This window comes from Enterococcus sp. AZ103 (assembly GCF_051714685.1).
Lineage (GTDB): Bacteria > Bacillota > Bacilli > Lactobacillales > Enterococcaceae > Enterococcus_A > Enterococcus_A alishanensis.
In genome coordinates this window covers 1,215,115-1,238,482 of the sequence record NZ_JBIOSI010000001.1, presented here as the reverse complement: position 1 = coordinate 1,238,482, position 23,368 = coordinate 1,215,115, and the positions used below count along the sequence as shown (strand labels likewise).

Sequence of the window (23,368 nt, the reverse complement as noted above, 5' to 3'; positions counted from 1 at the left end):
TCCCCCAATGTCGTTTGATAAATGAAACCTTTAGCTAGTTTTGAAGTACAGCAACAATTCTGAGCCTTCTTTATAAAAAAAAGGTGAAGCTGTTAAAAAAAACAGATTCACCCTTCAACCAACTATTCAAAATCCGCATGTCGACCGAACATTTTTTCTGATGTTTCTCCAGTTTCTTCCATTAAATTCAAGACCATGCCATCAAACATCAAAAATGCTAACTGTTCAAAGGCAGAACCCATTGGTTGCGCTAAATCATCTGCGTTGCGGTCATTTTCTTCTTTCGTCGTTCCGGGCAAGACTAATACAGCATCGGCAAGTTTTCCAATTGTTGACTCTTTTTTCATTGTGACCAAAGCCAAATCAACTCCGCTTTGTTTGGCCTTTTCCGCCAGACTCTTCAAGCTGCCTGTTTCTCCAGAACCAGAGCAAATGATTAAGAGGTCGCCAGAATGTGAATGAGGTGAGCTGATTTCACCAACAATACTCACATCAAACCCTAAGTGCATAAGGCGATTGGCAAATGCTTGGATGGCAATACCTGATCTCCCCGCTCCTGAAAGAAAGATATGCTTAGCCTTTTTGATCTCAGCAAGAAAAGCGGTAATTTGGTCAGTATTCATCTTTTCAGCATTTTGTGTAAGTTCGTTTAGGATAGTTAAAGTATAATTTTTCAATTCGTACCTCCTATATTTCTGTCAGCGCAGTTTTTAAATTATTGATCTTTTCGATTTCTTGGCCCTGTTCACCAAAAATATAGCCGCCAGATACAAACATATCAGTCCCTGCTTTCGCACAAAGTTTAATCGACTCACTATCAATCTTACCATCAACCTCAATTAAAAAATCATAATCATCAGACTGCCTTAGGCGAATGAGCTCACCAATTTTAGCAACCGTCATTGGAATAAACTCCTTATTCGGTCTGCCAGGATTGATCGTCATGACTAACACCAGATCGACTTCCGATAAAATAGGGGCAATCAATGATACTGGGGTTGCCGGATTAATAGCAACACCTACCTTCTTTTCTTGTTCCTTGATCATCTGGATAATATGCATCCCATTGTTGGTTGCTTCCGCATGATACGTAATAGCATCGGCGCCAGCCGCTAGAAAAGCCGGTACAATTTTTTCAGGCTGTTCCACCATCAAGTGAACATCCAACAAAGTATCATCAAGCTCTTTTAACTCTTTCACAATGCTTGGCCCTGAAGCCATATCCGGTACAAAGCAGCCGTCCATCACATCCACATGAAGCCATCGAATATCCGTCTCCTTTAATATTCTCAACGTATCTTTCAAGCGACTGATTTTCGAACTAAATAACGAAGGCGCCAAAATGAATTCTTTCATTAAATCTATTCCCCCATCATCACTACGTTAATTGTCCGATCTCTTTCCCGTAAACGATCCCAATCAACAAAATAGACTCGTCCTAATGATCCGATCTGAAGCTCGCCATTTTTTAAAATCAATGACTGTGAATTGGTCCCGTAAATAGATGCTTTCAAATGAGCATCTGTATTCAGCATCACCCACTTTTCCGCAGGATAATTAGGGTCACTTAGCGATGTTCCAAAGGCAATATGTTCTGGTCCGGGACTATGGTATTGTCCTTCGGTTACCATCATTGGGGCAATTTTTTCCATCACTTCGTTAATATCAACGTGTAACAGATCATCTCCGAAATAATTGACATCATGCATTGTTTCTTCATAGAAAAAGGAACAGGTAGTATGGGGTGTAGTAATAGTCATAAGCCCGTCTTTTAACCCCGCCTTGTGTGTGATTTCGACTAGGTCCTCACGAAGATCATGATAAGAAGCACGACCTGCTACTGTGTGCAATTTGATTTCGTCGTGTTTAATCATTTATTTCAAATCCAATCGGGCTTCAACAGCTTCAAGTATCTTGTCTGCACCAACTCCTGTCAACAAGCCTAATCCGTTGATTACCTTATCTTTAACAGAATCTGGAACAATCGTCGTGCTGACGACCGCATCATACTCATCCATCTTATTTAATTCATCCGCAATTTTAGATTGATAGATTTTAACCTGATCCGTATAATTCTCCGCTGCTAACCATTTATTGATTTTTGATACCGCAATTGTTGAGGTCGCATGACCTGCACCACAGATGACTAATAATTTTTTCATGTTTAATTCCCGCTTTCTTTTATTTATGTTTCCTGAACACTTTTTTCTTTGCTTCCTTTAAGCTTGTTAAAGTAGAGCATCCCTACTAGAATCACTACACCCAAAAGGAGAATACCGAAGATTCCTAGCCTTTGTGCCAATAATACAAACAGTCCAGCTGGCCATAAGCCACTCAATAGCATAGTTACCGTGCCTGATGTGCCCACATCGAAGTTTGCCATTGCAAAAAGATCCGTAACTATAGGAGCCAACCAAGTGGATAGATAAAAAGTCATGATCAAATACAGAGAACACCCTACTAATGAACGAATAATATTTCCTTTAAAATAGGGAACCATCAAACAGATCGCAAATGTGAAGAAGGCCAAATCACCAAATGGCAAAACTTGATTTCCAGGTAAAACCACCGCAAGCAGCAATGAGATTGGTACTAATAATAATGAAGTAGACATAACTGTTGGATGTCCAACCGTTAAAGCTGCATCCATCCCAATGTTTACTACCCGACCATTTAGCTTTTTATCGGTAAAGTCCTTAGCTGCTTCTGCGATCGGTAGCAATCCTTCCATGAACATTGCGACCATTTTAGGCATAACCTTCATAACTGCCGCTGTTTGCATCCCGAGTAAACCAACACCCGCTGCGTCATATCCTGCTAAAATCCCTACAACGATCCCGATTATCAATCCAATAACGACTGTGTCCCCGAAAACACCAAATTTCTTCGTCAAACTTTCGGCATCCGCATCGATTTTATTAAATCCTGGAATGCGATCAAAAATCCAGTTCATCGGTTTAGCAAATAAAACACCAGATAGTGCCATCATATGAGTAATTGCAATTCCTGGATAGCCAAAAAATTCACTGACCTCTTTTTGTGCTGCATCTGCTAAGATCCATTGTAAAAGAACGGCAACGATTGCTCCGATAATCCCAAACCAGAAATTTCCAGTTACAGTTTGAACAAGCAAACCTAAGAAAATGGGAAACCAAAAATTCCAAATATCAACATTCAACGTTTTAGTCCAACCCAGCATTACTAAAAGAAAGTTCAAAATCAATGAGATTGGAATCATCAATATTCCGAGTGATGTCGAAAAGGCTAAGGGACCGCCAACCCCAACCCCAATATCAAGAACATTTAAAGAAGTACCAAATTTTTCACCCATTTGCTGGATGGCACTTCCCAAACCACCAGACAGTAAATCCAACACCAATCCTAATCCAATATTCCCGATTCCAACCGTTATCCCGGAAATAAACGCTTTCCCCGGCCTCAATCCAAAGAATAAACCAATAATAAAAATGATAACCGGTAAGAAAACTGTAGATCCTAATCCAATAAACCATTCAATACCATGCATAATAGCATCCATTAACTTTTTCCTCCTTGATCGTCTAATAAACTCCAGAGTCACTTAGTAGTTTGATAAATTCTTCCTGTGATGATAACTCTTGCAGCTTTTTGACCTTCTCTTCTTCTGTAAAGAGTGTCATTAGATTTTGCAGCGTTTCTACTTGTTCATGCGGACTTGCCATCGCCAACATGAATACTAAATTCACTTCAATGTCATGATTTTTATCCGTCATATCTTGAAAGATAACCGGTTCATCCAATGATGCAAAACAGATTTGAGACTTATTAACATAAGCAGAATCGGTGTGTGGGATTGCAAAACCAACACCATTAAACTCCAAACCAGTTGGGTATTCCGATTCTCTTGCAGTAATTCCATCGATATAGCTTGCCTTGACACATCCGGCTTGATAAAGCTCTTTATACATGCTTCTAAATAGTTGCTCTTGATTTTCAGGTTTGGTATGAAACAAACACAATCCTTGATCAAAAAACATTTCAAATTCCTCCAGTACTGAAAATTTGTAAAAATTGTTCGGTAGACTTTATTTTTACAAGTGCATCAACTTTTTTCTTCTCATCGATAAATTGATAAAGTTCCTCAACAACCTCTCTGATTTCTTGTAAGTCTTCTTCTCCGAGGTTCACCATGATAATTAACTTCACATTTCGGTCACCCCAATTAATTGGTTTTCTAAGTGTGACAAAGTAAATGTGCGATTTCATGATCGTTGTTGGATCAGCATGAGGCAATGCCACCCCACTATCCAAATTAGTATTTCCAATTTCTTCTCGCTCAAAGACAGATTTTCTAAATGCTGGTGTAACAAATTGGCATTTTTCTAATTCGTCTATCATGCTATTTAAGCAGTCGACTTTACTAGAAAAATCTGCTTGTAGCTCAACCAAATCTGTTTTGATGTACTTGTTTAATGTCTCTGTTACGAAATTGCTATCTAATGAGTCTGTTACTCCAAAGGGATCTCCTTGTATCAGATATTTAGTATAAGCTTCCATAATCTTGATATAGTCTTGATCACTTACCAAAGGAGTTACTTTTACAAAAGGAATTTTTGACTGTGGAATATCAATGGAACTGATAATCAAATCAATATTTTCTTTATCACTCTGATTAAACTTTTCCATTGTCGATATTTCGACATTGTCGTGAGCAGGTATAAACTTCCGCACTTTTGAAAAGATAAATTGGGCAGAAGACATTCCATATTGGCAAACGATAATAATATTATTTGCTTTGGACTGACGATCCAGTGCAATTTGGAAGTGGATAAGGATTAATGAAATTTCATCATCATTCAAAATCACATCATACTGTTGCTCAACAATTACCAGTGCATACCAGACGATACTAAAAAGCTCAGAATATTGATCACGAATACTTTCCAGTAATGGGTTTTCAATCCGAATTCCACGTTTCAATCTCAGGATCATGGCTGGAATATGATAAAGCAGTGAATTAAATAGGTGTTGATCTTGAGTCAAATCAACTTTTTCGATTTTACTCATTCGGGAAATCAGCCGATAGACTAAATCGACATATGCATCATCGCTAGCCTTCGCTTCGGTTGTTACTCGGTGAGCAAAAAGTTGTCGAGATAAGTAATCCTTATCTGCTTCACTAAAAAAGAGTCCACTTTCTTGTGAGATTTGTTCAGTCATTTCATTCGCAACGACAAAAGTCTCCATGTAACGAATACTGCTGAAAAGATAGTCATTTTCGCTTTCAACATGATAGCCTAGCTGAATTCGTCGACATTGAACTAAAACAGTTGTCATCAACGATTCCATATAATAATCAGAGACATTTTCTGTGAGCTTTTGAAAATTTGTTAGCAGCACCTTGAATATTACTTCTACAAGCTGTTTTTCGAAGAAGTGACCCATCTTGAATTTAATGGATTGTTCTTCTAAGAGACTTGAAAAATGTGAGACTAACTGCTTGGCTGCTGGTTGAATCTTATTCTCCGGCCCTTGAGTGCTCAATCCATCATTATTAGATATGATCTCAATGTTATTTACAGCAATCGTTTCATTGATAATCTTCAGATCGTTATAAAGAGAAGTTTTACTCACTAAATACTGATCTGATAGCAATTCTAGGGTCGGGGTATACTCTTCAAAAAAAACACTTCGTATGATTTTGATTCTCCGATTAACTGGAGAGAGTTGATCTTGAGAAAGCTCGTCTTCTAGTTCATTCAGAAATCTTATTTTTGCTTCTTCTTGCCCTGATAAACGAATCCCCACTGACGGAAGTCTTTCGATATCAATAGAATAGGGCTTGACGAAAAGTCTCAATGTCTCCAAATCTTGAAATACTGTTTTAGTTGAGACAGACAATTTTTTACTGTAAAAAGAAGCAGGTAAAAATTCATCATGTTCAATTAGCAAGCGCGCAAGTTTAATTTGCCTTTTGTTCATGGGTATCACCTTTCTGTTAGCTAACGTTCTTCCTTACACGTTTAAGATACCATGCAGTATAAGCGCTAACAATTACATAAGGTTCCTTATCTATTGTGGAAGTTCTTTGAAAGTCCATAAGAAACCACTTAGTTTACCAATCTTTAGTTACAACTATATAAATAAAAGAAAAAACGCAATTTTTAGAATAAAAATTAGGATTTACGTTTAGTAATTAAAAGACCTGTTATTTTAATGATTAAAAATAATAGTACAAGGGCCCATTAAAATGATGTCACGATTTGGTTCGATTGAATCATAAAAATGAGTAATTAAGTTTAGTTATGATTCGATAAAATATTTGCATAAAAAATAAGCCCTCAGGTTATCATTTTACATAGATACTCTGAGGGTTCATTTACTTTTCTATAAATTCTATCTTTGACAAGGTGAAGACTTATATAGTGTTTTTATCAGAAATTTTCGTAAACCAATAATAATATCATCATTTATGATACGGTTCCTATATGTTAATCCGAAAATACTGATTTTTCAATGGAACAAGAAAATATAAATATACATTTTTTTGTGCATAAATTGCTAGCATTTAGAGTCTTTTTTTGCGCGCAAATTTGCATTGTGTAAAAAAAAGCGAATATACGCTAGTGTTTCGGACAAATTGATATCAAAGATTTGCGATGATTTGCAGTAATTTGAGAATCAAGTGAGCCTACTTTTTTAACCACCCTGAGAAGTAAAATCATGGACTTACGCCCCGGTAAATCATTTGATAAAATATCGGGAGCGTGACTTTAATGGTATTTAACTATGATCAACAACGCAGATTGTATTTAGAAAACAAAATCTCACACGAGGAATTTTACTTAGAGTTGGCAGACGCGATAGCATTTGATGATCTCGAATTATTAGTACCAGAATCTGCGTGTAAATCAAAAGACCCTGACTTAAACGACGTACCTTTGAAATTATGGGATTACAGATTTCCTGCTGTCAGAATGCTGCTGAGTCGCGCGATCGCGCAAGGACGTGTAATCAAACGAGTAAACGGCTTATCAGCAGCTGAGTCAGTATGCTTGCTAAAAGTCGTTGCTCGAGAATGTACAACATCGCAATTAGTATAATAAAAAACGTTTTTCGGTATCGAATACCGTGCGTGATACGAGGATGGCTATTTAGCTGTCCTCTTTTTTTTCACGAAACCGGCTTAACTAGTTGCTACCACTTTGACAGCAAATTGCTAACACCTTGTTATCTACTTGCTACCATTTTGACAGCACACCCGCCATCGACTTTCCTCGCACATCATATTGATAGCAATCTGCTAACACTTTGCTAACAGTATGCTACCTTTCCGCTAACAATTTGCTTGCACCTCCGTGCAGCCAAACATCTCTTTTTTTAAAGCAACATAAAAAGTCAGCGGGTCCCCACTTCGTTCACGAAATTATTCTTTTAACTCAATTCAAAAAATCTTGCTCACTTCGTCCCACCGCCTTTTTGAGACGTTATTTTCACGGTCTTGACAGACAGTCTTCTCGTGCGCGTAACCGCAGCAAATTCCTCTAAAACTTTTAACGCCCCGTTGCTCTTTAATAAAAATCGACTAAAAACCACCCCCTAGCGCTTGCGCATACAAAAAATACTAAATTTTAGGGAGAGGAAGCGTCTCCTCCCTCACGCCACTAAAGGTTTACAACAGGGAGGAGACACCCTCGACGCTTCTGGTAACAAAAACCATGACCTAGAAACATTAATATACCAGCGTTTTCGGGGAGGAAGCGCTTTTGGTGCCTTATCGAAGCGCACCGGGGAAAGAGCATAAGAGCGCTGTATGACAAAAAATACTCAGCCGTATTTTCCGTCAACCGGCAGGAGCCGGTCCGCACTCTTACTGCGTCAATCAGCTTAACGCTGTTTTCCTTGCCGCCACTAACGTGTCGGTGCTCCATCGGCTTACGCCGCGTTATTTTAAAGTGCTTTCGCCATTAAAAATGTCGACGGTGAACTGTATGACGAACGAAAAAGGAGCAAACATTAATGATCTACTATATTTTTATGGATTTATTTGCTGGTGCTGATCTATCGTTTTATATTCTCGTTTTTGGCGTAATTCTTGCACACTTTGCTGTAAAAACACTACGCCACAAAATAAAACAGTATCGATGTGATCGTAAAAATCGGATTGAAGAAAAGCGTAAAACTGATTTAGAAAGAAAAGAAATGGAACGATTTGAAAGAGAGCAAAATGCAAAAATCGAAATGGAGGACTTTTGGTATGAATAATAATTTTATATGCGAGGAAATCATGACGTTGAAACAGGTTAAAAGAAAACGCAATAATAAGGATATTCCTGAGAAGATCGTGTCATCTTTTGATCTAGCTCATTGGATGAGTAAAGTGATCGGCACAGAATGTCGTGAACATCTAATTGTTGTTTGTCTAAATACTAAAAATCAAATCAATTGCTATTCAACCGTTAGTGTTGGATCGTTAAATCAATCAATAGCACACCCTCGCGATGTAATGCAAAGAGCGTTATTATCGAATGCCGCCAGAATAGCAATTCTACACAACCATCCTAGCGGGAATCCTACACCATCAACAAATGATGATGCATTCACGGAGAGGATGAAGAAAGTGTGTGATTTAATTGGAATTGATTTACTTGATCACATAATCGTGACTGACAACAATACTTATTACTCTTACCGTGAAGAATCGAGGCTGGTTTAATGTCAAATGTCAGTGTACTAACGACACGCGAAAAAAAACGAATCATGAATCAAAAGCGAACAACTTATTTATCCTATCTGGTAGTTGACAAATATATCAACAAATACGACGACAACGCGGTTAAGTTGATTCATGATTATTACACACGGCAAAAAACAAGCTGGTCGCAAAAATCTCATGATGGTATTCATGTCTTCATTGTTGAGTTTAATTTTAAAACGAGCATTGTTTCGGTGCATAGCAAAATTAACACTAATATTTTTTTCACACACGGTGTTTTTGATTTATCGAGAGCTGGTGATTATGCTCGCGCTAAGTTTATAGCAGGATTATATATTTGTGAGTACGAGTCGCGCTTAGATGAATTAGTGGGTAAATTTAAATTATCCAAACCTCCAAGTATTGAGGATTATGAGTTCCCACTTTAGCAATTGGTGCATAAGCAGAAAAAAAACGGAGGTAAAAAACTTATAATGAAAACAAACTTAACCGCGACAGAACGTGTGGGCTTGGAAAAAGAGCTAAATGAATTGATGTTGATATCTGACAAAAATGACGACGACGAAACCATCCAAAATCGCTACAAAAAAGCTGGCGAAATCATGGTACAACTTAACTTACTAGACCCAGCACATAAACAAATTCCAGAAGTTGTTGCACGGGTGTATGCACATCACACTCACCGTAAAATCGAAAGGATCGTCAACAAAACAAAAGATTGATGTAACTTGACACATATGTTAAAAATTAATTTTTAACAAAATATTTTATACAAAAACGAAAATTAAATCATGACTCTCGTACCTATTTACAACTAAGAAAATATTGATATATCATAGACTCATCCGATTTACGGTTGAGTCTTTTTTATATCGTTTTCGGTTTGGATTTGAGGAAAAGAAAAAGCCACTCTCTGCAAAGAGTAGCTTTAGTCAGCTCGGATATAAGTCCAATATACCCTTAATCAAATCAAGTATTTTGTCACGTTCCTGTGATTCGTATATTTTCTGTATTAACTTGTAAATATCTGGCTGTTTTTCCTCGAATTCCAAGAAAGCGAAAAATTGACTATTGGTCATCCCTAAACCATCAATAATTTTGTCCAATGTGTTAAGCGTTATATTGATTTCATTTCTCTCAACACGTCCAAGATAAGTATCATCAATATTACTTTTTACAGCTAAGTCAGCTAATGTCATCTTGCGTTCTTTACGATAAAATCGTATTTGACGCGAAATTTGATCATTTAGAATAGCATACCACCTCGTCTCTCTCATCTATGATAGATTTCTTTCACCTAAAAAATCAGATGATAAATGTATTACATTAGTGTAAAATACGCTATATATGTATCATTTCATCTTTATCAATACATCGCTAACGCTAATCAACATTTTTCCCTGCATCAAAACCATCTACAAAAAAAGGAGGATTTAGAATTGAAAAAGAAGAATATTTTAGCATTGGGGTTATCTGCACTTGCGATATCGGCAACAATCGTATTTGCAGATGCAGCAGAAGCTGCTGACATGCATCGGCTATACAACCCAAATTCAGGTGAACACTTTTATACTGCCAATACAAATGAAAAGAATCATTTAGTAAAAGTCGGATGGAAATCAGAGGGTATTGGTTGGACCGCACCAAATAGTGGAAATGCCATCTATCGCCTTTACAACAAAAACGCTGGCGATCATCATTACACAATGAATGCCAACGAGAAAAACCATCTTGTAAAAGTTGGCTGGAAATACGAAGGAATTGGATGGTACTCAGATACCAAGAAAGCTGTACCACTCTACCGTGCATACAATCCAAACGCAAAAGCAGGGTCACATAATTACACTGTGAATTATGGTGAGCAAAAGAACTTGTTAAAACACGGATGGCGTGATGAAGGTATCGCTTGGTATGGTGTTAACAAAACAACAACACCTACGCCAAAACCCATCCCGTCACCTGTAACAAAATATACTGTGACTACCAAACATGTTGGATCAGATGGTAAAACACTAAAATCCGTATCAGCAACTGTTGAAAAAGGAAAAAACTATACAGCAAAAGCTGAAAGATTCAGTGGCTATACCTTAAAAGGCAGCAATACTCAAACGGTAACTGTAAACAGCAACAAAACCATTACCTTTAACTACACCAAAAATCCTACACCAGTCACCAAATATAATGTGACAATTAAACATGTAGGTTCAGATGGCAAATTATTAGGAAATCTCACAGTGCCTGTAGAAAAAGGAAAATCATACACAGCGAATGCTGGATCATATGCGGGTTACACGCTTAAAGGCGATAACACACAAATTGTAACCGTTAATAGTGATAAAACAATCACCTTTAATTACACAAAAGATCCAGTTGCACCATCAAAATACAAAGTAACAGTCAATGCTGTCTGCAATGGAGAAATCATTAAATCAAAAAGCACTGACGTCGAAAGCGGCAAACAATACACAGCCCAAGCAGAAACAATCGAAGGCTACGTACTCAATGAATACAACATCAAGACGGTGACTGTTGATAAAGACATAATTATCACATTTGACTACAAAAAAGTTCCGTTGATTGATACGTTTAATTTAAAAATCTACGTTGATGATGTGTACTACACAACAATTGTTAAAACAATCAGTCAAGGAGAATCATATCAACCTGCCACAAAAAATCTAGGACTTGATCCAAACGAATATGATTTATCAAATGGAGTCACGTATGCAACCAAAAACTGGATCGGCGGTCAAACATACGAGTACGAGTTTGATGTATACACATTCAAAAAATTAAACGAAACAGAAACAGCAAAACTGAAATCAACAATTTTAGCAAAAGTAAACGAACTACGTGCATCAGCCGGAGTAGCTCCTGTTTCCCAAGTGGCATTACTAAATAACGCGGCAGCAATCCGCGCACAAGAGTTAGAAACTAACTTTGACCACATCCGTCCGAATAATTCTGCATTTTTCACTGTATTAGATCAGTTAGGTATTAACTACAGACAAACCGGTGAGAATATTGCCGATCGCAACACAAGCGAACGTGATGGCAACAAACTTGGTTTGCAACTATACAACCAATGGCTTGATAGCACTGGACACAAAGCAACGATGCTAAGCTCTCGTTTCAGCAAAATTGGAATCGGTGTTCATGTTGTAAGAAATGAAGTATACGCAACGCAGCTTTTTATTGATTAGTTAAAAGGAGTTTTTCAAATTGAAAAAGATTATTAGTTTTGTAGCCATACTTTTTGCTGTTTTTGCTCTCAGCTCATGTAGCAAAAAAGCAGATTTCAACGAAGTTTTTAATAAACAAGCATTTGAGTACGAGTTGAAAACGAAGGGAGACACTGATGACTTGCACGGAGGTCTATATTTTGGAAAAAATCGCGATGGCGTTATCTATTATCTACAATATTACAACACATTCGACGACTTTGAGCGCGAAGCCGGCACCTACCAACAACGCGTAGAAAAAGCTGAAAAAGCTGGTAAATCTGAGACTATAGCAACTATTGATCAATCAGACGACAGTGCAACTTTAACACTAGCAGCAGGTTTTTCAGTGCGAAATGAATGGAAAGTTAGAGAAATACGAGATTTGAAAATGAAAGGCGATAAGGTTACTGGCATAGTTTACAAAGCAGGTAGAAAAGAAGGAACAATTACAATGATGAAAAAATCAGGAAACTAATGTATTCACACCGCCTTCCCTCGCCATTGTTACGGTGAGGGATTTTACTTTTTAAAACCTGTCCTCTCTACAAACAGGATATAGATTAGTACACTAGAGATGTGTCATTAATTAAAAATCCTTCCCACAACAAATTAAGTCTTTGATTATCCCTGCAAGCAACCTTTTTAAATACTAAGAATTTTCAAATCGACTCAAGATTATTTGTTAATACAAAAACACTACTAACACAGTATTTCATAGCATAAAATTTAGTTTTGTGCTTTTTGTGTACACGAATCGTTGATACATCAAATCAAAGTAGGTAAAACACAAAATACACAAGTTTAAATAATATAATATAGAAAATATATATTATTGGACATGGGGCTGTTAATACCACTAAGGTTATTCATTTCTGTGTTTTCTGTGTCTGTGACTTTCAAATTGTACTAAATACTGATATATCACCCATTATTACTTTCTTTTTTGCACACGTCTAAGATTGTTTATTGTACTTATGCACAAAAAAGAGATACAGTTTCCTGTACCTCTACATATCTAAACTTTCCAAATCCCTCGATATCGATCAGCTCGTTCAAAAGCTCGGGCTCGTTTTAAACTGTTACCTGAATAACTTTGATCATACCAGTTTTCTAATCTATATGTAGTAATGAGCGGCTCATCAGCATCCATTCTTTTTTGAACAGTTATAGGATACTCAGAAAGAGTCCATTGTTTATCATTTTCAATAATCCCGCTAATAATTTCATAAAAGCGCTGCCTACTATACACTCGACCTGAAGGTGTACTCTGATAAAACCATGATTTATAAAGATCGTACAAGAAATTTCGAGGGACAAAATCCCAAGCTAATTCTGTCTTAATCTCCTTCCAAAACTCTAGAACGGAGTTATTTATCTCTTTATATTGATCCATTAATTTCAGGCTAACTTCAGGTACAATATATTCATCAAAATCTAATAGCAGAGCTTTTTTCAGAACGTATTCCAAAACGTCTTTTCTAGCAATATAATCATTCTTAATTTCTTTACGCTCGCCATTATTCTGAAATGATTTTAAAAAAGGCACTAGTATAATTCGACGGTAGAACGACTCGGATTTATCACGGGTTTTGGGCAATCCATTTAACATTTGGATATTTGCACCCTGAAATTGGAATGGATAAGGTTTCTCAAATTTACCATTAATTATTATATCATCACCTGTTATACTCGCTTTGAAGTCACGAACAGAATCAATATATTGATCGACGCTATTCTCATCTGAAATATTAGCAATCACATTTACAAGTTGAGCTTTTAAAAAAGGTTGTCGAAAATCGTCAATGCTTAAACTACTATAATTTCCATTGCCTAAAATGTTTTTAATCAGTTGTCCAATGGTCCCTTTACCATTATTACCAGATTGTGAAAAGAAAAAAATAGCTTTACCTCTTGAAAAATTGCCTTGAATAGCATCTGAAATAACTTGCCAGAAAAGCTTTAATACTTCATTATCATTATTGGCAAGTTCTGTTAACCATTCTTCGACATTCCAGTGAAAACCGTCATTCGATTGAATCTGTGGGAGTGCTCTCGCTTCGTTATACTTTATAGCCAACTTTGAGAAGAAGATGTATTTAGGTTTGAATGATTCCAATTTTTTTGTTTCCTTATTAAAGATTCCATTCTCCACAGCAATCAAATGTTTAGCGTTTGTTCTGTGTGCGACTGGTACTAATGTCTTAATATCTGAAACAACCTCTTCACATTGTCTCATAGTTTTATTTGGTGAAACTAATTTTACTAATTGCTCGAGATATTCTTTGTCGCTACGATATAATCCCGTATCGCTATCGTAAACAGAAAGAAGTGTATCTTTTGAATTGTCACTCATATGGACTTTACGAAATTCATAAAGTCGAGCAAGGAGTACAGCACAATCAAGGCTAGGTAGTTGTGCTGGAAGACGTTTTTGTAAATTTTTAGCTACACCTTCATTTTCTAGTTCAACATAAGCAGTAAGTTCATCTAAAGCGGATTTTCCATATTCAAAAACATATTCATCCGAAATGTTTTGAGAGTTAATTTTTTGTATAAGCGCGTCTAAATATGTTGGTGTTTTCAATTTTAAAATTTTATTCATTGCAATAAATCCTTTCAATATTTATTAAATGTTTTTGCGGTGTGTTTATTTCCATTTATGATAGTGATATTTGAAACGTTTGAATCGAATCTTTTCAGCGCCCCACGTATCTATTTTTTATAATGCTGAAAAAAATCATCAATATCATATCGATCAATCCTAACTAAAGAATCAATCATCACTACTTTAAGACCACTATGTATAAACTTTTGCAGCGTATTGTAACTAACTCCACAGTACTCTGCTGCTTCCTTTTTATTTAAGTAACGTTTCGCTGTTGGAGTTGATAAGTTGGTCGGATCACGCTCTTTTTTAATTGATAGCTTTTTTTCTCCCGTGTTTGTTATTGTTCCCATACACACGCCTCATTTCTATTCATTTTGAATAACTTCGTATTTACAGAATAATCTATTCGAAATGAATAGTCAACACTTTTCTATTCATTTCGAATAGTTTTTTTCGTAGGATTATTGTATAATAAATTTATGAGGAGGTGGTATCATGTCGGATTTATCAACAAGACTGAAAAATCTTAGAGAATCCAAAGGATTATCAAAAGCTGATATGGCAAGAAAAATCGGCGTTTCTGGAGGAGCATACTCGAATTGGGAGTATGGAAATCGTGAACCGAACATCGATATGTTAAAGAAAATCGCAAGTATATTTGATCTCTCATCATCTGAATTGCTGAAGTTTGGGGGACAGGAGGAATTCACTTTGCTTGATGTAGCCGTTGGTCAAGAAGATAAAACTCATTTTTCTTATAAATCGCGTGTAGTTAGTGATTCATTTGATGCTAATTTGGATGGACAATTAGAAATCCTAGAAAAAATTCCACATCTTAGTAACAATTCAGCATTAGCAATCAATATCAAAATAAAAGATATTAAAAAGAACGAACAAGAATTCAATATTTACGATTTAGAACCGATATTTCTGCAATTAGTTGCGCGTTCAGCAATTGAAAATATCCCCTATTCATTAACTGATAAACAGGAACCCATTCCTGTGTTTACTATGAATGGAAATTCCACATATGATGGGATTTTCTATTTGAAATAAGCTTTTTTCAGCGCCCCACGTTGGGAGGAGCAATTTGAAATGGCAACACAAATCAAAAAATACAAGAAAAAAGATGGCACAACTTCTTATATGTTCAAAAAATATTTAGGTATAGATCCTGTCACTAAAAAGCGGAAAGAAACAACTCGGCGAGGTTTTTCAACTTTGAAAGAAGCAAAAATCGCATTAGCTAAATTAGAAATTGATTTCGAAGAAAATGGTTTTTCACCTGAAAAGAGGAAGCGAACTTATCAAGAGGTTTTTGATGAATGGTATAAACTAGTATATAAAAACCGAGTAAAGGAAAGCACTTACTGGAATACACTCATCCCTTTTGAAAAGCATATTTTACCCGCTTTGGGAAATCTAAAAATCGATAATGTTTCTGTCACATTTTGTCAAAAATTGGCGAATAATTGGTCACGTGAGCATCCAAAACGATTCAAACGATATTTAAATTACGCTGGGATGGTCTTCAAATATGCTGAAACACTTGATGAAATTAAAAAAAATCCTTTGGATCGTATCATTATTCCAGTAGTGTTTGATGACGAAAGAGCAAAGAAGAATTTCTATTCAAGAGAAGAATTATTGGCCTTTTTAGCGGCGTACAAGAAGCTTGATCAACCTAAACGCTACGCCTTCTTTTTACTTTTGGGTTTCACTGGATTGCGTAAAGGTGAAGCATTAGCACTCACTTGGCGAGATATTGATTTTAATAGAAAAACAATTACAATCAATAAAACATTGGCTGCTGGTAAAAATGGTGCTCGCATAATTCAACGACCAAAAACAAAAGCAAGCAACGGTACTATTAGCATTGATGATACTGTCATTAACACTTTAAAAGAATGGCGCGCTCAACAGAATAGTATCTTGAAAAGATTCGGTCATATTGCTTCTACCGAACAACTAGTTTTTAGTCAAGACGAAGAAAATTCCCTTTTGTACTCAAGGACGCCACTTACTTGGTTACAAGTTTTTTACCATCATCATCCAAACATAAAAAAAATTACGGTTCATGGATTTCGTCATACCCATGCCTCGTTACTTTTTGAGGCAGGTGCGGATATGAAGCAAGCACAAGATCGATTAAGACATACCAATATTAAGACAACAATGAATACCTATATCCATGTTACACAAGAAGGAAAAGATGAAACAGCCTCACTCTTTGATGATTTTATGGCAAATGGTAAGCGTGTGGGTCAAACTTTGGGTCAAACAAAAAACCCGCTCGAATGAGCGGGTTTTAACGTTGTTAAATCAACGTTTATAAGCTTATTTAGCTAATGAATCTTTTGCTTGGTCAGCTAGTGCTGTGAAAGCAGCTGCATCGTTAACTGCTAAATCAGCTAACATTTTGCGGTTGATTTCAATACCGGCAACTTTTAAGCCATGCATTAATTTTGAGTAGCTTAAGCCATTCATACGAGCTGCAGCGTTGATACGTGCAATCCATAATTTACGGAAGTCGCGTTTCTTTTGACGACGATCGCGATATGCGTAGTTGTATGAATTCATTACTTGTTCTTTAGCTGTTTTAAATAGAGTGTGTTTAGAACCGTAGTAACCTTTAGCTAATTTTAAAGTCTTTTTACGACGTTTACGAGTTACTGTTCCACCTTTAACACGTGCCATGTTGATTTCCTCCTAAATAGTTCATCTTGATTTTTAGTTTTACTTCATGCGAGCAAGTTGTTGGCGGATACGTTTGTAATCGCCTTTTGATACCATGCTTGCTTTACGTAATTGACGGCGTTGTTTTTTAGTTTTTCCGTGGAAACGGTGACTTGTAAACGCGCGGAAACGTTTCAAACCGCCTTTACCAGTACGTTTTACGCGTTTTGCTAAACCGCGGTGTGTTTTTTGTTTTGGCATGACTAATTTTCCTCCTCAAAATCTTTTCGTGACTTGCTAGTCTTTTTTCTCTTTCGGTGCCAGCACTAAGAACATGCTACGTCCATCCATCTTCGCTTTTTGCTCAACTGTCGCAATGTCAGTTGTTTCTTCAGCTAAGCGATCAAGAACTTTTTGACCAATATCTTTGTGGGTAATGGCGCGGCCTTTGAAACGGATCGAAGCTTTCACTTTGTCACCTTTTTCTAAGAACTTACGAGCATTACGAAGTTTTGTATTAAAATCATTAATATCGATTGTTGGACTTAAACGAACTTCTTTTGTGTTAATCACTTTTTGTTTCTTACGTGATTCACGGTCTTTTTTCTGTTGTTCGAAGCGGTACTTTCCGTAATCCATAATTCTTGCTACTGGTGGTTTTGCGCCAGGAGCGACTAGAACTACATCAAGATTTGCTTTTTCAGCAATTTGTAAAGCTTCAACTTTAGATTTTACACCTAATTGTTCGCCATCTTGATCAATCAATCGTACTTCTCTTGCACGAATGCCGTCGTTTACCATCATATCCTTTGCTATGGTCATTCACCTCCGAATTTTTTTGAGAGAAAGCGAAAAAAAACGAGTTCTTTACGAACCCGCACATAGTCGTACTTACTCCTAAGAATAAGACTTCCTATCTAGCCCAGCGATGTTTTCGCGTAAGGCGAGAAGCGGGTGCTTCTGCTTTCATTTTCTCAACTTTTTCAATTATACAGGGTATTAACCTTTATGTCAAGACCTAAAAGACTTCTCTGTTTCTGCTATAATAAATTTATCCAATCGACTAAAGGAGCTCAACTATGCATCGTTTAATTACTTGTGACCTCGATGAAACTTTATTAAATAGCCAGCGACAAGTCTCTGAAAGAAATCGACAAGCCATTGCTGCTGCAAAAGAAAAAGGTGTCTATTTCGTCCCTACAACCGGTCGGGGTTATCGTTCTATTGAACCTACTCTAACTGAATTGCAAGCTTTAAACCAAAAGGAACATTACATGATCGGATTCAACGGTGGCATCATCATGGAAAATTATGGGGCCAAATTACTTGATTCAACGTCAATGGATTTTCAAATGATTCAAGCTTTATTTGAGATCGGCAAAGATTTAAATGTGGCTATCCATGTTAATACTTTTGAGATGTCGTATATTTATAATGCTAGTGAAATGCTGGACTTCTACAACAATAGTCCCCAGCACCATCTTTTAGCGGCACCTGATATTTCGAATTTAAAAAATCAAACCTGTTACAAGATAATTTTTCAAAATAGTGATGTTACTTATTTACGATCACTAGAAAAGCTTATTCCGGCAGATTTAAAAGCACAACTAGACATTAGTTATTCTTCAAATCGTTACATGGAATTTAATCCTCTTGGTGTAACCAAAGGAGCGGCGCTGAAAAAATTAGCGCAGCATTTAGACGTCCCTTTGGATCAAACCATTGCGATTGGTGACAATATCAATGATTTGAGTATGCTGGAAACTGCAGCCTTAGGTGTAGCAGTCGCTAACGCAGTTCCTGAAGTTAAAAAATTAGCAACATTTACTACCACGGCAGACCACAATCAAAGTGCGATTGCTGAAATGATTGAAAAATTTATTCTATAAAAAAACAGCACATTTTCGGAAAATGTAGTGACCCCCAAAACATTAGATTTTTGGTCTAAACTTTGGGGAATCGGTACATAATCGCCGAAAAACGTGCTGTTTTATTTAATTCTGCGCCACAATAAAATAATCAACCATGCTGACAACGCTAAGCTGATCACTAGTGAAATTATCCAACCAGCTTCTGAATTTTCAAACGGCAGCGGCATATTCATTCCGAAAAAACCACTTACAATAGTAGGAATCGTTAGTAGTAAAGACCAAATAGTCAATATTTTCATCGTGTCATTCAAATTATTGTTTAACAAATTATTGTAGGTTCCAGACAATTGATCTAAAATGTCACTAGCTAAGCGAGTCATTTCCACCGCTTGGCGCGCTTCGATTAATACATCATCTAACTCTTCTTTTTCTTGGGCATTGAAAGCTTGGTAAATCGTTTGGGCTTTGACTTGTTCTAGTAAAACTGTATTTTGCCGGGTCGCAGTTACTAAATACACCAAACCAATTTCTAAGTCGGACATTTCTAACAAGTTTTTGTTAGTGGTTTTTTGGCGTAACTTTTTATTTAGAGCCACTCTTTGATTGTTGACTTCATCGATTAATGGAAAATAATTATCGGAAATCATAAATAAACTATGAAATAACAAGCTGGCCGTAGTTTGCTGACTATCTTTTTTCAATAAGTCCTCAATGATCTTTTCTACATAATCAGTTCGCTCATTAACAAAGGTAATAAAATAACTGTCCTTCATAATAAACGACATCGGACTTGTCTCGTAATGATTATCAGTTTTTGTTAAATGCGGCACATTGAAAACCACCAACAGCGCTTCATCTTCAGCGTCATACTCCACTCGCGCCCGTTCATTTTTATCCAATGAATAATTCAACATCTCATTACTAATCGACAAATCTTTTTTTAGATTTTCAACTTCATGGGCTTTAGTTGTATCGATATTGATCCAAGAACATTTTTCGGCATTAAATGTTTGTTTGACTTCCATCATTATTCTCCAACTTCTTGATTAATTTTCAATAGGGCATTTTTTAAACGTTTAGATTTACTAATAGCAAACAATAAATAACTGAAACTTGAGACAAAATAAATCTCCCAAGCATACCAAACAGCTTTTGTCCCAGTTAAGCTGAAAACATCAGCCAATTCATAAAAGAAACCACGATTGAATCCGTGAAAATAGATTGCTATAACTATTTGAAAAGCAAATGCTAGCAGCCAACCGATCAAATATGTTCGACCACTCTTACTATAAAGATTTTTCTGATACATCGGACTTTCTCTACCATCGATCACAAAAAAATATCTGTTTTCATTAACTATTCGCACCACTAAACTGCGACTTTGATAAAAGCCAATCATCAGACTTATTACCGCAATGCCTAAAAACGCACCTAAGTGAATAGTCGTAGTTAAGTGATTGAAAAATAAGTAAGCAGAAAACAATGGTAAGATGAAAAATTGCCAGCGGGAGACTTTTGATAGTCTTGTTTGTTCGCGAATAAAAAATAACATCATGATGACAATTAAAATTGTTTGACCCAAAATTTCCCACCCCTTTTCTCTTCATCATTAATTATACCAATTTCTATTAAAAAATTAATCAAATAAAGTTGGACTATAAATATTTTTTGATAAATAGCGGTCACCTGCATCTGGAAAAATAGTCACGATTTTACTGCCAGCTGGTAATTTTTTACTTTCTTCAATCGCGGCTGCCAGCGCTGCACCACTAGAGCTACCTACCAATAATCCATAATTTTTAGCTAACATTCTTGTATAAGTAAAACCCGTTAAGTCGCTGATTGTATAAATTTCATTGACGGGAAGTTCTGCTAAAAATGGCGGCACAAATTCCACACCGATACCTTCAATCTCATGACTGCCAGCTGGTCCACCATTTAGGATCGAGCCTTCTGGTTCTACCCCGATTAACCGGAGATTCATACTATTTTCTTGCAAAAATTTTCCCGTTCCAGCAAAACTACCACCGCTGCCGATACCAGCTACAAAACTAGTCAGCTCACCAGCCAATTCTGAAAAAATTTCTGGGCCTAGTGTTTGATAATATGCTGCCGGATTATCAAAATTTTCAAATTGTAGCGGGATGTAACTATTTTTGATCTCTTTTGCTAATTCCTGTGCTTTAGCAATCGCACCAATAATGCCATCCTCTGTTTTTGTATGGACTATTTTTGCTCCTAAAGCAGTCATTAATTGTTGTTTTTCAAGGCTAAATTTTTCAGGAACCACCACCATGACTTTCAGCCCTAATGGAACGGCGGCTAATGCTAAACCGATACCCGTATTTCCAGCAGTTGGTTCAATAATAGTCGTGCCAGACTGAACTTTTCCAGCTTTCATTGCTGCTTTTAGTAAATATTCTCCCAAGCGGTCTTTAATACTACCGCCAGGATTCAAGTATTCTAATTTAGCATATATCTTCGTACCGTAATAGCCACCAAAATCTTCCGCAGCAAATTCAAACAGCGGTGTATTCCCAATTAATTGCTCTACTTGATTGACAATCATTTTATTCCTCCTTTATTAAACAAAAAGGGTGCTGACTTATCCATCAGCACCGCTAGTAAAAACTACCTTTTACTTCGAATGTGGGTAACAGACATGATAAATAACTATGCTACTTTTTGCGTACCATAGTCCAACAGACTGTCGTTAATAATTGCCTATTTGCCATGTTGCACCTCACTCCTCGAATAAAAATTAGCATTTATCATTTTTAAAGTCAATGAAAGAAGCCGCACAATTTTTCTTTGAAATAGCTTTTAAAAGTTTAATATAATTCAAAAATATAATAGCTTTTAATTAAAATGGTTTTCGTTTAGTGTTTTTTTTTTAAAGGATTATACTGGACTTGTTGTTAGAACTAAAGCTAGATTGGAGGTCGTAATGAAAAATTATTTTGATGTATTAGTTATTGGTAGTGGTATCGCAGGTCTAACTACTGCCAAAAGATTGCGAGAAAAAAACTTATCCGTAGCAATCATCGAATTTTATCAATGGGGTGGCACTACGCCAAATCACGGCAGTACCCCAAAGAAATATTTATTATCTGCCGTTGAAACCAAACAAGCTGTCGAAGGTCATTTAGGCAAGGGATTTGATACAGTCCCAGAAATTAATTGGCAACAACTAATGGCGTTCAAAAACAAACAAATCGCAGACACCTCAAAGGTGATTCAACAAGATTTAGCAGAACGAGGAATCACCACCATCTATGGTGGCGCCAAGTTCAAGGATGCGACTACTGTAACCGTGGACGGTGTTGATTATCATGGTGAAAAAATCATTTTGGCTACAGGCGCTAGACCACGAGAGTTAGAGATTGAGGGTAAAGAATATCTACAGTACAGTTCTCATTTTCTAAATGCAGAAAGCCTTCCTTCTTCCATCACGATTATTGGTGCCGGTATTATCGCTTTTGCCATTACTAATATTGCCAGTGTTATTGGTGATCAAGTTCATGTACTACAGCATAATCATCGGGCTCTTGCAGCATTTGACCAAGAGCTGGTGGGTGATTTAATCGATCAGCTAAGACAGCGTGGTGTAGATTATCATTTTGACAATACGATTAAAAAAGTTGAGAAGCTAAAAGATGATTTATTTAAAGTAACTACCGAAGAAGGCTTAACTTTTGAAACCAATGTCATTTATTGTGTGGCTGGTCGGATACCTAATGTTGAAAATTTAGCATTAGAAAAAGCTGGTATCACCTATGGTCCTCACGGAGTCGCGGTCAATGAATATTTACAATCCACTAATCCAAATGTTTATGCCATTGGCGATTCCAATGATTCAACCGCACCAAAACTAACAAATTATGCAGAGTTTCAAGGCAATTATGTTGCTGATTTGATTCTTAGTGAAAAAATACAACCGATCGAATATCCTATAGCCTCCATGTCGGTTTTTAGTAATCCAAAAATTGCTCAAACAGGCGTCTTTGTAAATGATGCTTTAAAGGAACCAAACATTTATTCAATTGAAGAAATCGATATGCATCACTGGTTAAACTATCATCGCAGTAATGAACCAATTGCCAAAGCAAAAATTGTGATCCGTAAGGCGGACCAACAAATTGTCGGTGTCACTAGTTTAAGCAATGAAGCCGATTTATTCATTAATTATTTTACCTTGTTATTAAAAATGAAAATGACCAAGCAGGAATTGCGGGAAACGATCTTAGCTTATCCTTCCTTAGCAAGCGATTTTTCTAAAATTTTCTAAAAAAAA

27 protein-coding genes and 1 other annotated feature are annotated in these 23,368 nt (G+C 36.5%); of the genes, 11 read left to right on the top strand and 16 right to left on the bottom strand.

What is annotated here, in order from left to right; translation table 11 throughout:
- Positions 1–122: 122 nt before the first annotated feature.
- From hxlB to ID741_RS06390, 7 genes are read right to left on the bottom strand one after another with little or no spacing between them, the layout of a single operon-like run.
- Positions 123–677: a 6-phospho-3-hexuloisomerase gene (hxlB, locus tag ID741_RS06420; protein WP_049218470.1), complete on the bottom strand. Its 555-nt coding sequence runs from the start codon at positions 675–677 to the stop codon at positions 123–125.
- A gap of 10 nt (positions 678–687) precedes the next feature.
- Positions 688–1,356 carry a ribulose-phosphate 3-epimerase gene (locus ID741_RS06415; protein ID WP_049218467.1) on the bottom strand — a complete coding sequence of 223 codons (669 nt, stop codon included), beginning with the start codon at positions 1,354–1,356 and terminating at the stop codon, positions 688–690.
- A gap of 5 nt (positions 1,357–1,361) precedes the next feature.
- The gene (locus ID741_RS06410) at positions 1,362–1,874 is read right to left on the bottom strand and encodes a YjbQ family protein (RefSeq protein ID WP_049218464.1); all 513 of its coding nucleotides are present in this window, start codon (positions 1,872–1,874) and stop codon (positions 1,362–1,364) included.
- Positions 1,875–2,162, bottom strand: a complete 288-nt coding sequence (locus tag ID741_RS06405) for a PTS sugar transporter subunit IIB (RefSeq protein WP_048722453.1) — start codon at positions 2,160–2,162, stop codon at positions 1,875–1,877.
- A gap of 23 nt (positions 2,163–2,185) precedes the next feature.
- On the bottom strand, positions 2,186–3,538 hold the full coding sequence (locus ID741_RS06400) for a PTS galactitol transporter subunit IIC (RefSeq protein ID WP_049218459.1): 1,353 nt from the start codon (positions 3,536–3,538) through the stop codon (positions 2,186–2,188).
- A gap of 22 nt (positions 3,539–3,560) precedes the next feature.
- Complete coding sequence (locus ID741_RS06395) at positions 3,561–4,016, bottom strand: PTS sugar transporter subunit IIA (protein WP_048718006.1); 456 nt, start codon at positions 4,014–4,016, stop codon at positions 3,561–3,563.
- Position 4,017: 1 nt separating this feature from the next.
- Complete coding sequence (locus ID741_RS06390) at positions 4,018–5,961, bottom strand: BglG family transcription antiterminator (RefSeq protein WP_049218457.1); 1,944 nt, start codon at positions 5,959–5,961, stop codon at positions 4,018–4,020.
- A gap of 794 nt (positions 5,962–6,755) precedes the next feature.
- Between ID741_RS06390 and ID741_RS06385 the strand changes: the two genes are divergently transcribed.
- From ID741_RS06385 to ID741_RS06365, 5 genes are all read left to right on the top strand, one after another.
- Positions 6,756–7,082 (top strand): hypothetical protein, encoded by a 327-nt coding sequence (locus ID741_RS06385; RefSeq protein ID WP_049218454.1) that lies wholly within the window; start codon positions 6,756–6,758, stop codon positions 7,080–7,082.
- Between the two features lie 916 nt (positions 7,083–7,998).
- Positions 7,999–8,244, top strand: a complete 246-nt coding sequence (locus ID741_RS06380) for a hypothetical protein (RefSeq protein WP_049218451.1) — start codon at positions 7,999–8,001, stop codon at positions 8,242–8,244.
- Positions 8,237–8,695 (top strand): JAB domain-containing protein, encoded by a 459-nt coding sequence (locus ID741_RS06375; protein WP_438719437.1) that lies wholly within the window; start codon positions 8,237–8,239, stop codon positions 8,693–8,695. Before ID741_RS06380 ends, ID741_RS06375 begins: the two co-directional genes overlap by 8 nt.
- On the top strand, positions 8,695–9,123 hold the full coding sequence (locus ID741_RS06370) for a hypothetical protein (protein WP_438719436.1): 429 nt from the start codon (positions 8,695–8,697) through the stop codon (positions 9,121–9,123). Before ID741_RS06375 ends, ID741_RS06370 begins: the two co-directional genes overlap by 1 nt.
- 45 nt (positions 9,124–9,168) lie before the next feature.
- Entirely contained in the window at positions 9,169–9,417 is a 249-nt protein-coding gene (locus ID741_RS06365) for a hypothetical protein (protein ID WP_049220607.1), read from the top strand.
- A 210-nt stretch (positions 9,418–9,627) separates the two neighbouring features.
- On the opposite strand, the gene ID741_RS06360 is transcribed toward ID741_RS06365, so the two are convergent.
- Entirely contained in the window at positions 9,628–9,972 is a 345-nt protein-coding gene (locus ID741_RS06360; RefSeq protein WP_225844227.1) for a helix-turn-helix domain-containing protein, read from the bottom strand.
- 162 nt (positions 9,973–10,134) lie between these two features.
- Between ID741_RS06360 and ID741_RS06355 the strand changes: the two genes are divergently transcribed.
- Entirely contained in the window at positions 10,135–11,898 is a 1,764-nt protein-coding gene (locus tag ID741_RS06355) for a MucBP domain-containing protein (RefSeq protein WP_438719435.1), read from the top strand.
- 19 nt (positions 11,899–11,917) lie between these two features.
- Complete coding sequence (locus ID741_RS06350; RefSeq protein WP_049220606.1) at positions 11,918–12,394, top strand: LptM family lipoprotein; 477 nt, start codon at positions 11,918–11,920, stop codon at positions 12,392–12,394.
- A 540-nt stretch (positions 12,395–12,934) separates the two neighbouring features.
- On the opposite strand, the gene ID741_RS06345 is transcribed toward ID741_RS06350, so the two are convergent.
- Both ID741_RS06345 and ID741_RS06340 read right to left on the bottom strand, forming a co-directional pair.
- Positions 12,935–14,521 carry a DNA primase family protein gene (locus tag ID741_RS06345; protein ID WP_049220604.1) on the bottom strand — a complete coding sequence of 529 codons (1,587 nt, stop codon included), beginning with the start codon at positions 14,519–14,521 and terminating at the stop codon, positions 12,935–12,937.
- A gap of 110 nt (positions 14,522–14,631) precedes the next feature.
- Positions 14,632–14,877 (bottom strand): helix-turn-helix domain-containing protein, encoded by a 246-nt coding sequence (locus ID741_RS06340; protein WP_049220601.1) that lies wholly within the window; start codon positions 14,875–14,877, stop codon positions 14,632–14,634.
- Between the two features lie 145 nt (positions 14,878–15,022).
- Between ID741_RS06340 and ID741_RS06335 the strand changes: the two genes are divergently transcribed.
- Together ID741_RS06335 and ID741_RS06330 are read left to right on the top strand one after the other, a co-directional pair.
- A complete protein-coding gene (locus ID741_RS06335; RefSeq protein ID WP_053089560.1) occupies positions 15,023–15,583 on the top strand; it encodes a helix-turn-helix domain-containing protein in 561 nt (186 codons plus the stop codon).
- Positions 15,584–15,622: 39 nt separating this feature from the next.
- Positions 15,623–16,828: a tyrosine-type recombinase/integrase gene (locus tag ID741_RS06330; protein ID WP_049220599.1), complete on the top strand. Its 1,206-nt coding sequence runs from the start codon at positions 15,623–15,625 to the stop codon at positions 16,826–16,828.
- Positions 16,829–16,864: 36 nt separating this feature from the next.
- Here ID741_RS06330 and rplT read toward each other — a convergent pair whose 3' ends face one another.
- The 3 genes from rplT to infC are packed head-to-tail and all read right to left on the bottom strand — an operon-like array spanning position 16,865 to position 18,025.
- A complete protein-coding gene (gene rplT / locus ID741_RS06325) occupies positions 16,865–17,224 on the bottom strand; it encodes a 50S ribosomal protein L20 (RefSeq protein ID WP_010747118.1) in 360 nt (119 codons plus the stop codon).
- Between the two features lie 39 nt (positions 17,225–17,263).
- Entirely contained in the window at positions 17,264–17,464 is a 201-nt protein-coding gene (gene rpmI, locus ID741_RS06320) for a 50S ribosomal protein L35 (protein ID WP_010747119.1), read from the bottom strand.
- Between the two features lie 36 nt (positions 17,465–17,500).
- On the bottom strand, positions 17,501–18,025 hold the full coding sequence (infC, locus tag ID741_RS06315; protein WP_218326388.1) for a translation initiation factor IF-3: 525 nt from the start codon (positions 18,023–18,025) through the stop codon (positions 17,501–17,503).
- Positions 18,026–18,047: 22 nt separating this feature from the next.
- Positions 18,048–18,175: a sequence feature (ribosomal protein L20 leader region), on the bottom strand.
- 107 nt (positions 18,176–18,282) lie between these two features.
- Between infC and ID741_RS06310 the strand changes: the two genes are divergently transcribed.
- The gene (locus ID741_RS06310) at positions 18,283–19,092 is read left to right on the top strand and encodes a Cof-type HAD-IIB family hydrolase (RefSeq protein WP_438719434.1); all 810 of its coding nucleotides are present in this window, start codon (positions 18,283–18,285) and stop codon (positions 19,090–19,092) included.
- Positions 19,093–19,193: 101 nt separating this feature from the next.
- Here the strand turns inward: ID741_RS06310 and ID741_RS06305 are convergent, their stop codons facing one another.
- From ID741_RS06305 to ID741_RS06295, 3 genes are read right to left on the bottom strand one after another with little or no spacing between them, the layout of a single operon-like run.
- The gene (locus ID741_RS06305; RefSeq protein ID WP_218326390.1) at positions 19,194–20,099 is read right to left on the bottom strand and encodes a magnesium transporter CorA family protein; all 906 of its coding nucleotides are present in this window, start codon (positions 20,097–20,099) and stop codon (positions 19,194–19,196) included.
- Positions 20,100–20,101: 2 nt separating this feature from the next.
- Positions 20,102–20,656, bottom strand: coding sequence for a hypothetical protein (locus ID741_RS06300; protein ID WP_218326391.1), 555 nt, complete (start codon positions 20,654–20,656; stop codon positions 20,102–20,104).
- A 54-nt stretch (positions 20,657–20,710) separates the two neighbouring features.
- Entirely contained in the window at positions 20,711–21,643 is a 933-nt protein-coding gene (locus ID741_RS06295) for a PLP-dependent cysteine synthase family protein (protein ID WP_218326392.1), read from the bottom strand.
- A 378-nt stretch (positions 21,644–22,021) separates the two neighbouring features.
- On the opposite strand from ID741_RS06295, the gene ID741_RS06290 reads away from it, so the two are divergent.
- On the top strand, positions 22,022–23,362 hold the full coding sequence (locus ID741_RS06290; RefSeq protein ID WP_218326394.1) for an FAD-dependent oxidoreductase: 1,341 nt from the start codon (positions 22,022–22,024) through the stop codon (positions 23,360–23,362).
- The last annotated feature ends 6 nt before the right edge of the window (positions 23,363–23,368 follow it).

What these genes read in the sequence shown, in the direction of transcription:
- ID741_RS06415 (WP_049218467.1), bottom strand. Translation starts at nt 1,356, where the DNA reads ATGAAAGAATTCATTTTGGCGCCTTCGTTATTTAGTTCGAAAATCAGT.
- ID741_RS06410 (WP_049218464.1), bottom strand. Translation starts at nt 1,874, where the DNA reads ATGATTAAACACGACGAAATCAAATTGCACACAGTAGCAGGTCGTGCT.
- ID741_RS06405 (WP_048722453.1), bottom strand. Translation starts at nt 2,162, where the DNA reads ATGAAAAAATTATTAGTCATCTGTGGTGCAGGTCATGCGACCTCAACA.
- ID741_RS06400 (WP_049218459.1), bottom strand. Translation starts at nt 3,538, where the DNA reads ATGGATGCTATTATGCATGGTATTGAATGGTTTATTGGATTAGGATCT.
- ID741_RS06395 (WP_048718006.1), bottom strand. Translation starts at nt 4,016, where the DNA reads ATGTTTTTTGATCAAGGATTGTGTTTGTTTCATACCAAACCTGAAAAT.
- ID741_RS06390 (WP_049218457.1), bottom strand. Translation starts at nt 5,961, where the DNA reads ATGAACAAAAGGCAAATTAAACTTGCGCGCTTGCTAATTGAACATGAT.
- ID741_RS06385 (WP_049218454.1), top strand. Translation starts at nt 6,756, where the DNA reads ATGGTATTTAACTATGATCAACAACGCAGATTGTATTTAGAAAACAAA.
- ID741_RS06380 (WP_049218451.1), top strand. Translation starts at nt 7,999, where the DNA reads ATGATCTACTATATTTTTATGGATTTATTTGCTGGTGCTGATCTATCG.
- ID741_RS06375 (WP_438719437.1), top strand. Translation starts at nt 8,237, where the DNA reads ATGAATAATAATTTTATATGCGAGGAAATCATGACGTTGAAACAGGTT.
- ID741_RS06370 (WP_438719436.1), top strand. Translation starts at nt 8,695, where the DNA reads ATGTCAAATGTCAGTGTACTAACGACACGCGAAAAAAAACGAATCATG.
- ID741_RS06365 (WP_049220607.1), top strand. Translation starts at nt 9,169, where the DNA reads ATGAAAACAAACTTAACCGCGACAGAACGTGTGGGCTTGGAAAAAGAG.
- ID741_RS06360 (WP_225844227.1), bottom strand. Translation starts at nt 9,972, where the DNA reads ATGAGAGAGACGAGGTGGTATGCTATTCTAAATGATCAAATTTCGCGT.
- ID741_RS06345 (WP_049220604.1), bottom strand. Translation starts at nt 14,521, where the DNA reads ATGAATAAAATTTTAAAATTGAAAACACCAACATATTTAGACGCGCTT.
- ID741_RS06340 (WP_049220601.1), bottom strand. Translation starts at nt 14,877, where the DNA reads ATGGGAACAATAACAAACACGGGAGAAAAAAAGCTATCAATTAAAAAA.
- ID741_RS06335 (WP_053089560.1), top strand. Translation starts at nt 15,023, where the DNA reads ATGTCGGATTTATCAACAAGACTGAAAAATCTTAGAGAATCCAAAGGA.
- ID741_RS06330 (WP_049220599.1), top strand. Translation starts at nt 15,623, where the DNA reads ATGGCAACACAAATCAAAAAATACAAGAAAAAAGATGGCACAACTTCT.
- rplT (WP_010747118.1), bottom strand. Translation starts at nt 17,224, where the DNA reads ATGGCACGTGTTAAAGGTGGAACAGTAACTCGTAAACGTCGTAAAAAG.
- rpmI (WP_010747119.1), bottom strand. Translation starts at nt 17,464, where the DNA reads ATGCCAAAACAAAAAACACACCGCGGTTTAGCAAAACGCGTAAAACGT.
- infC (WP_218326388.1), bottom strand. Translation starts at nt 18,025, where the DNA reads ATGACCATAGCAAAGGATATGATGGTAAACGACGGCATTCGTGCAAGA.
- ID741_RS06310 (WP_438719434.1), top strand. Translation starts at nt 18,283, where the DNA reads ATGCATCGTTTAATTACTTGTGACCTCGATGAAACTTTATTAAATAGC.
- ID741_RS06305 (WP_218326390.1), bottom strand. Translation starts at nt 20,099, where the DNA reads ATGGAAGTCAAACAAACATTTAATGCCGAAAAATGTTCTTGGATCAAT.
- ID741_RS06295 (WP_218326392.1), bottom strand. Translation starts at nt 21,643, where the DNA reads ATGATTGTCAATCAAGTAGAGCAATTAATTGGGAATACACCGCTGTTT.
- ID741_RS06290 (WP_218326394.1), top strand. Translation starts at nt 22,022, where the DNA reads ATGAAAAATTATTTTGATGTATTAGTTATTGGTAGTGGTATCGCAGGT.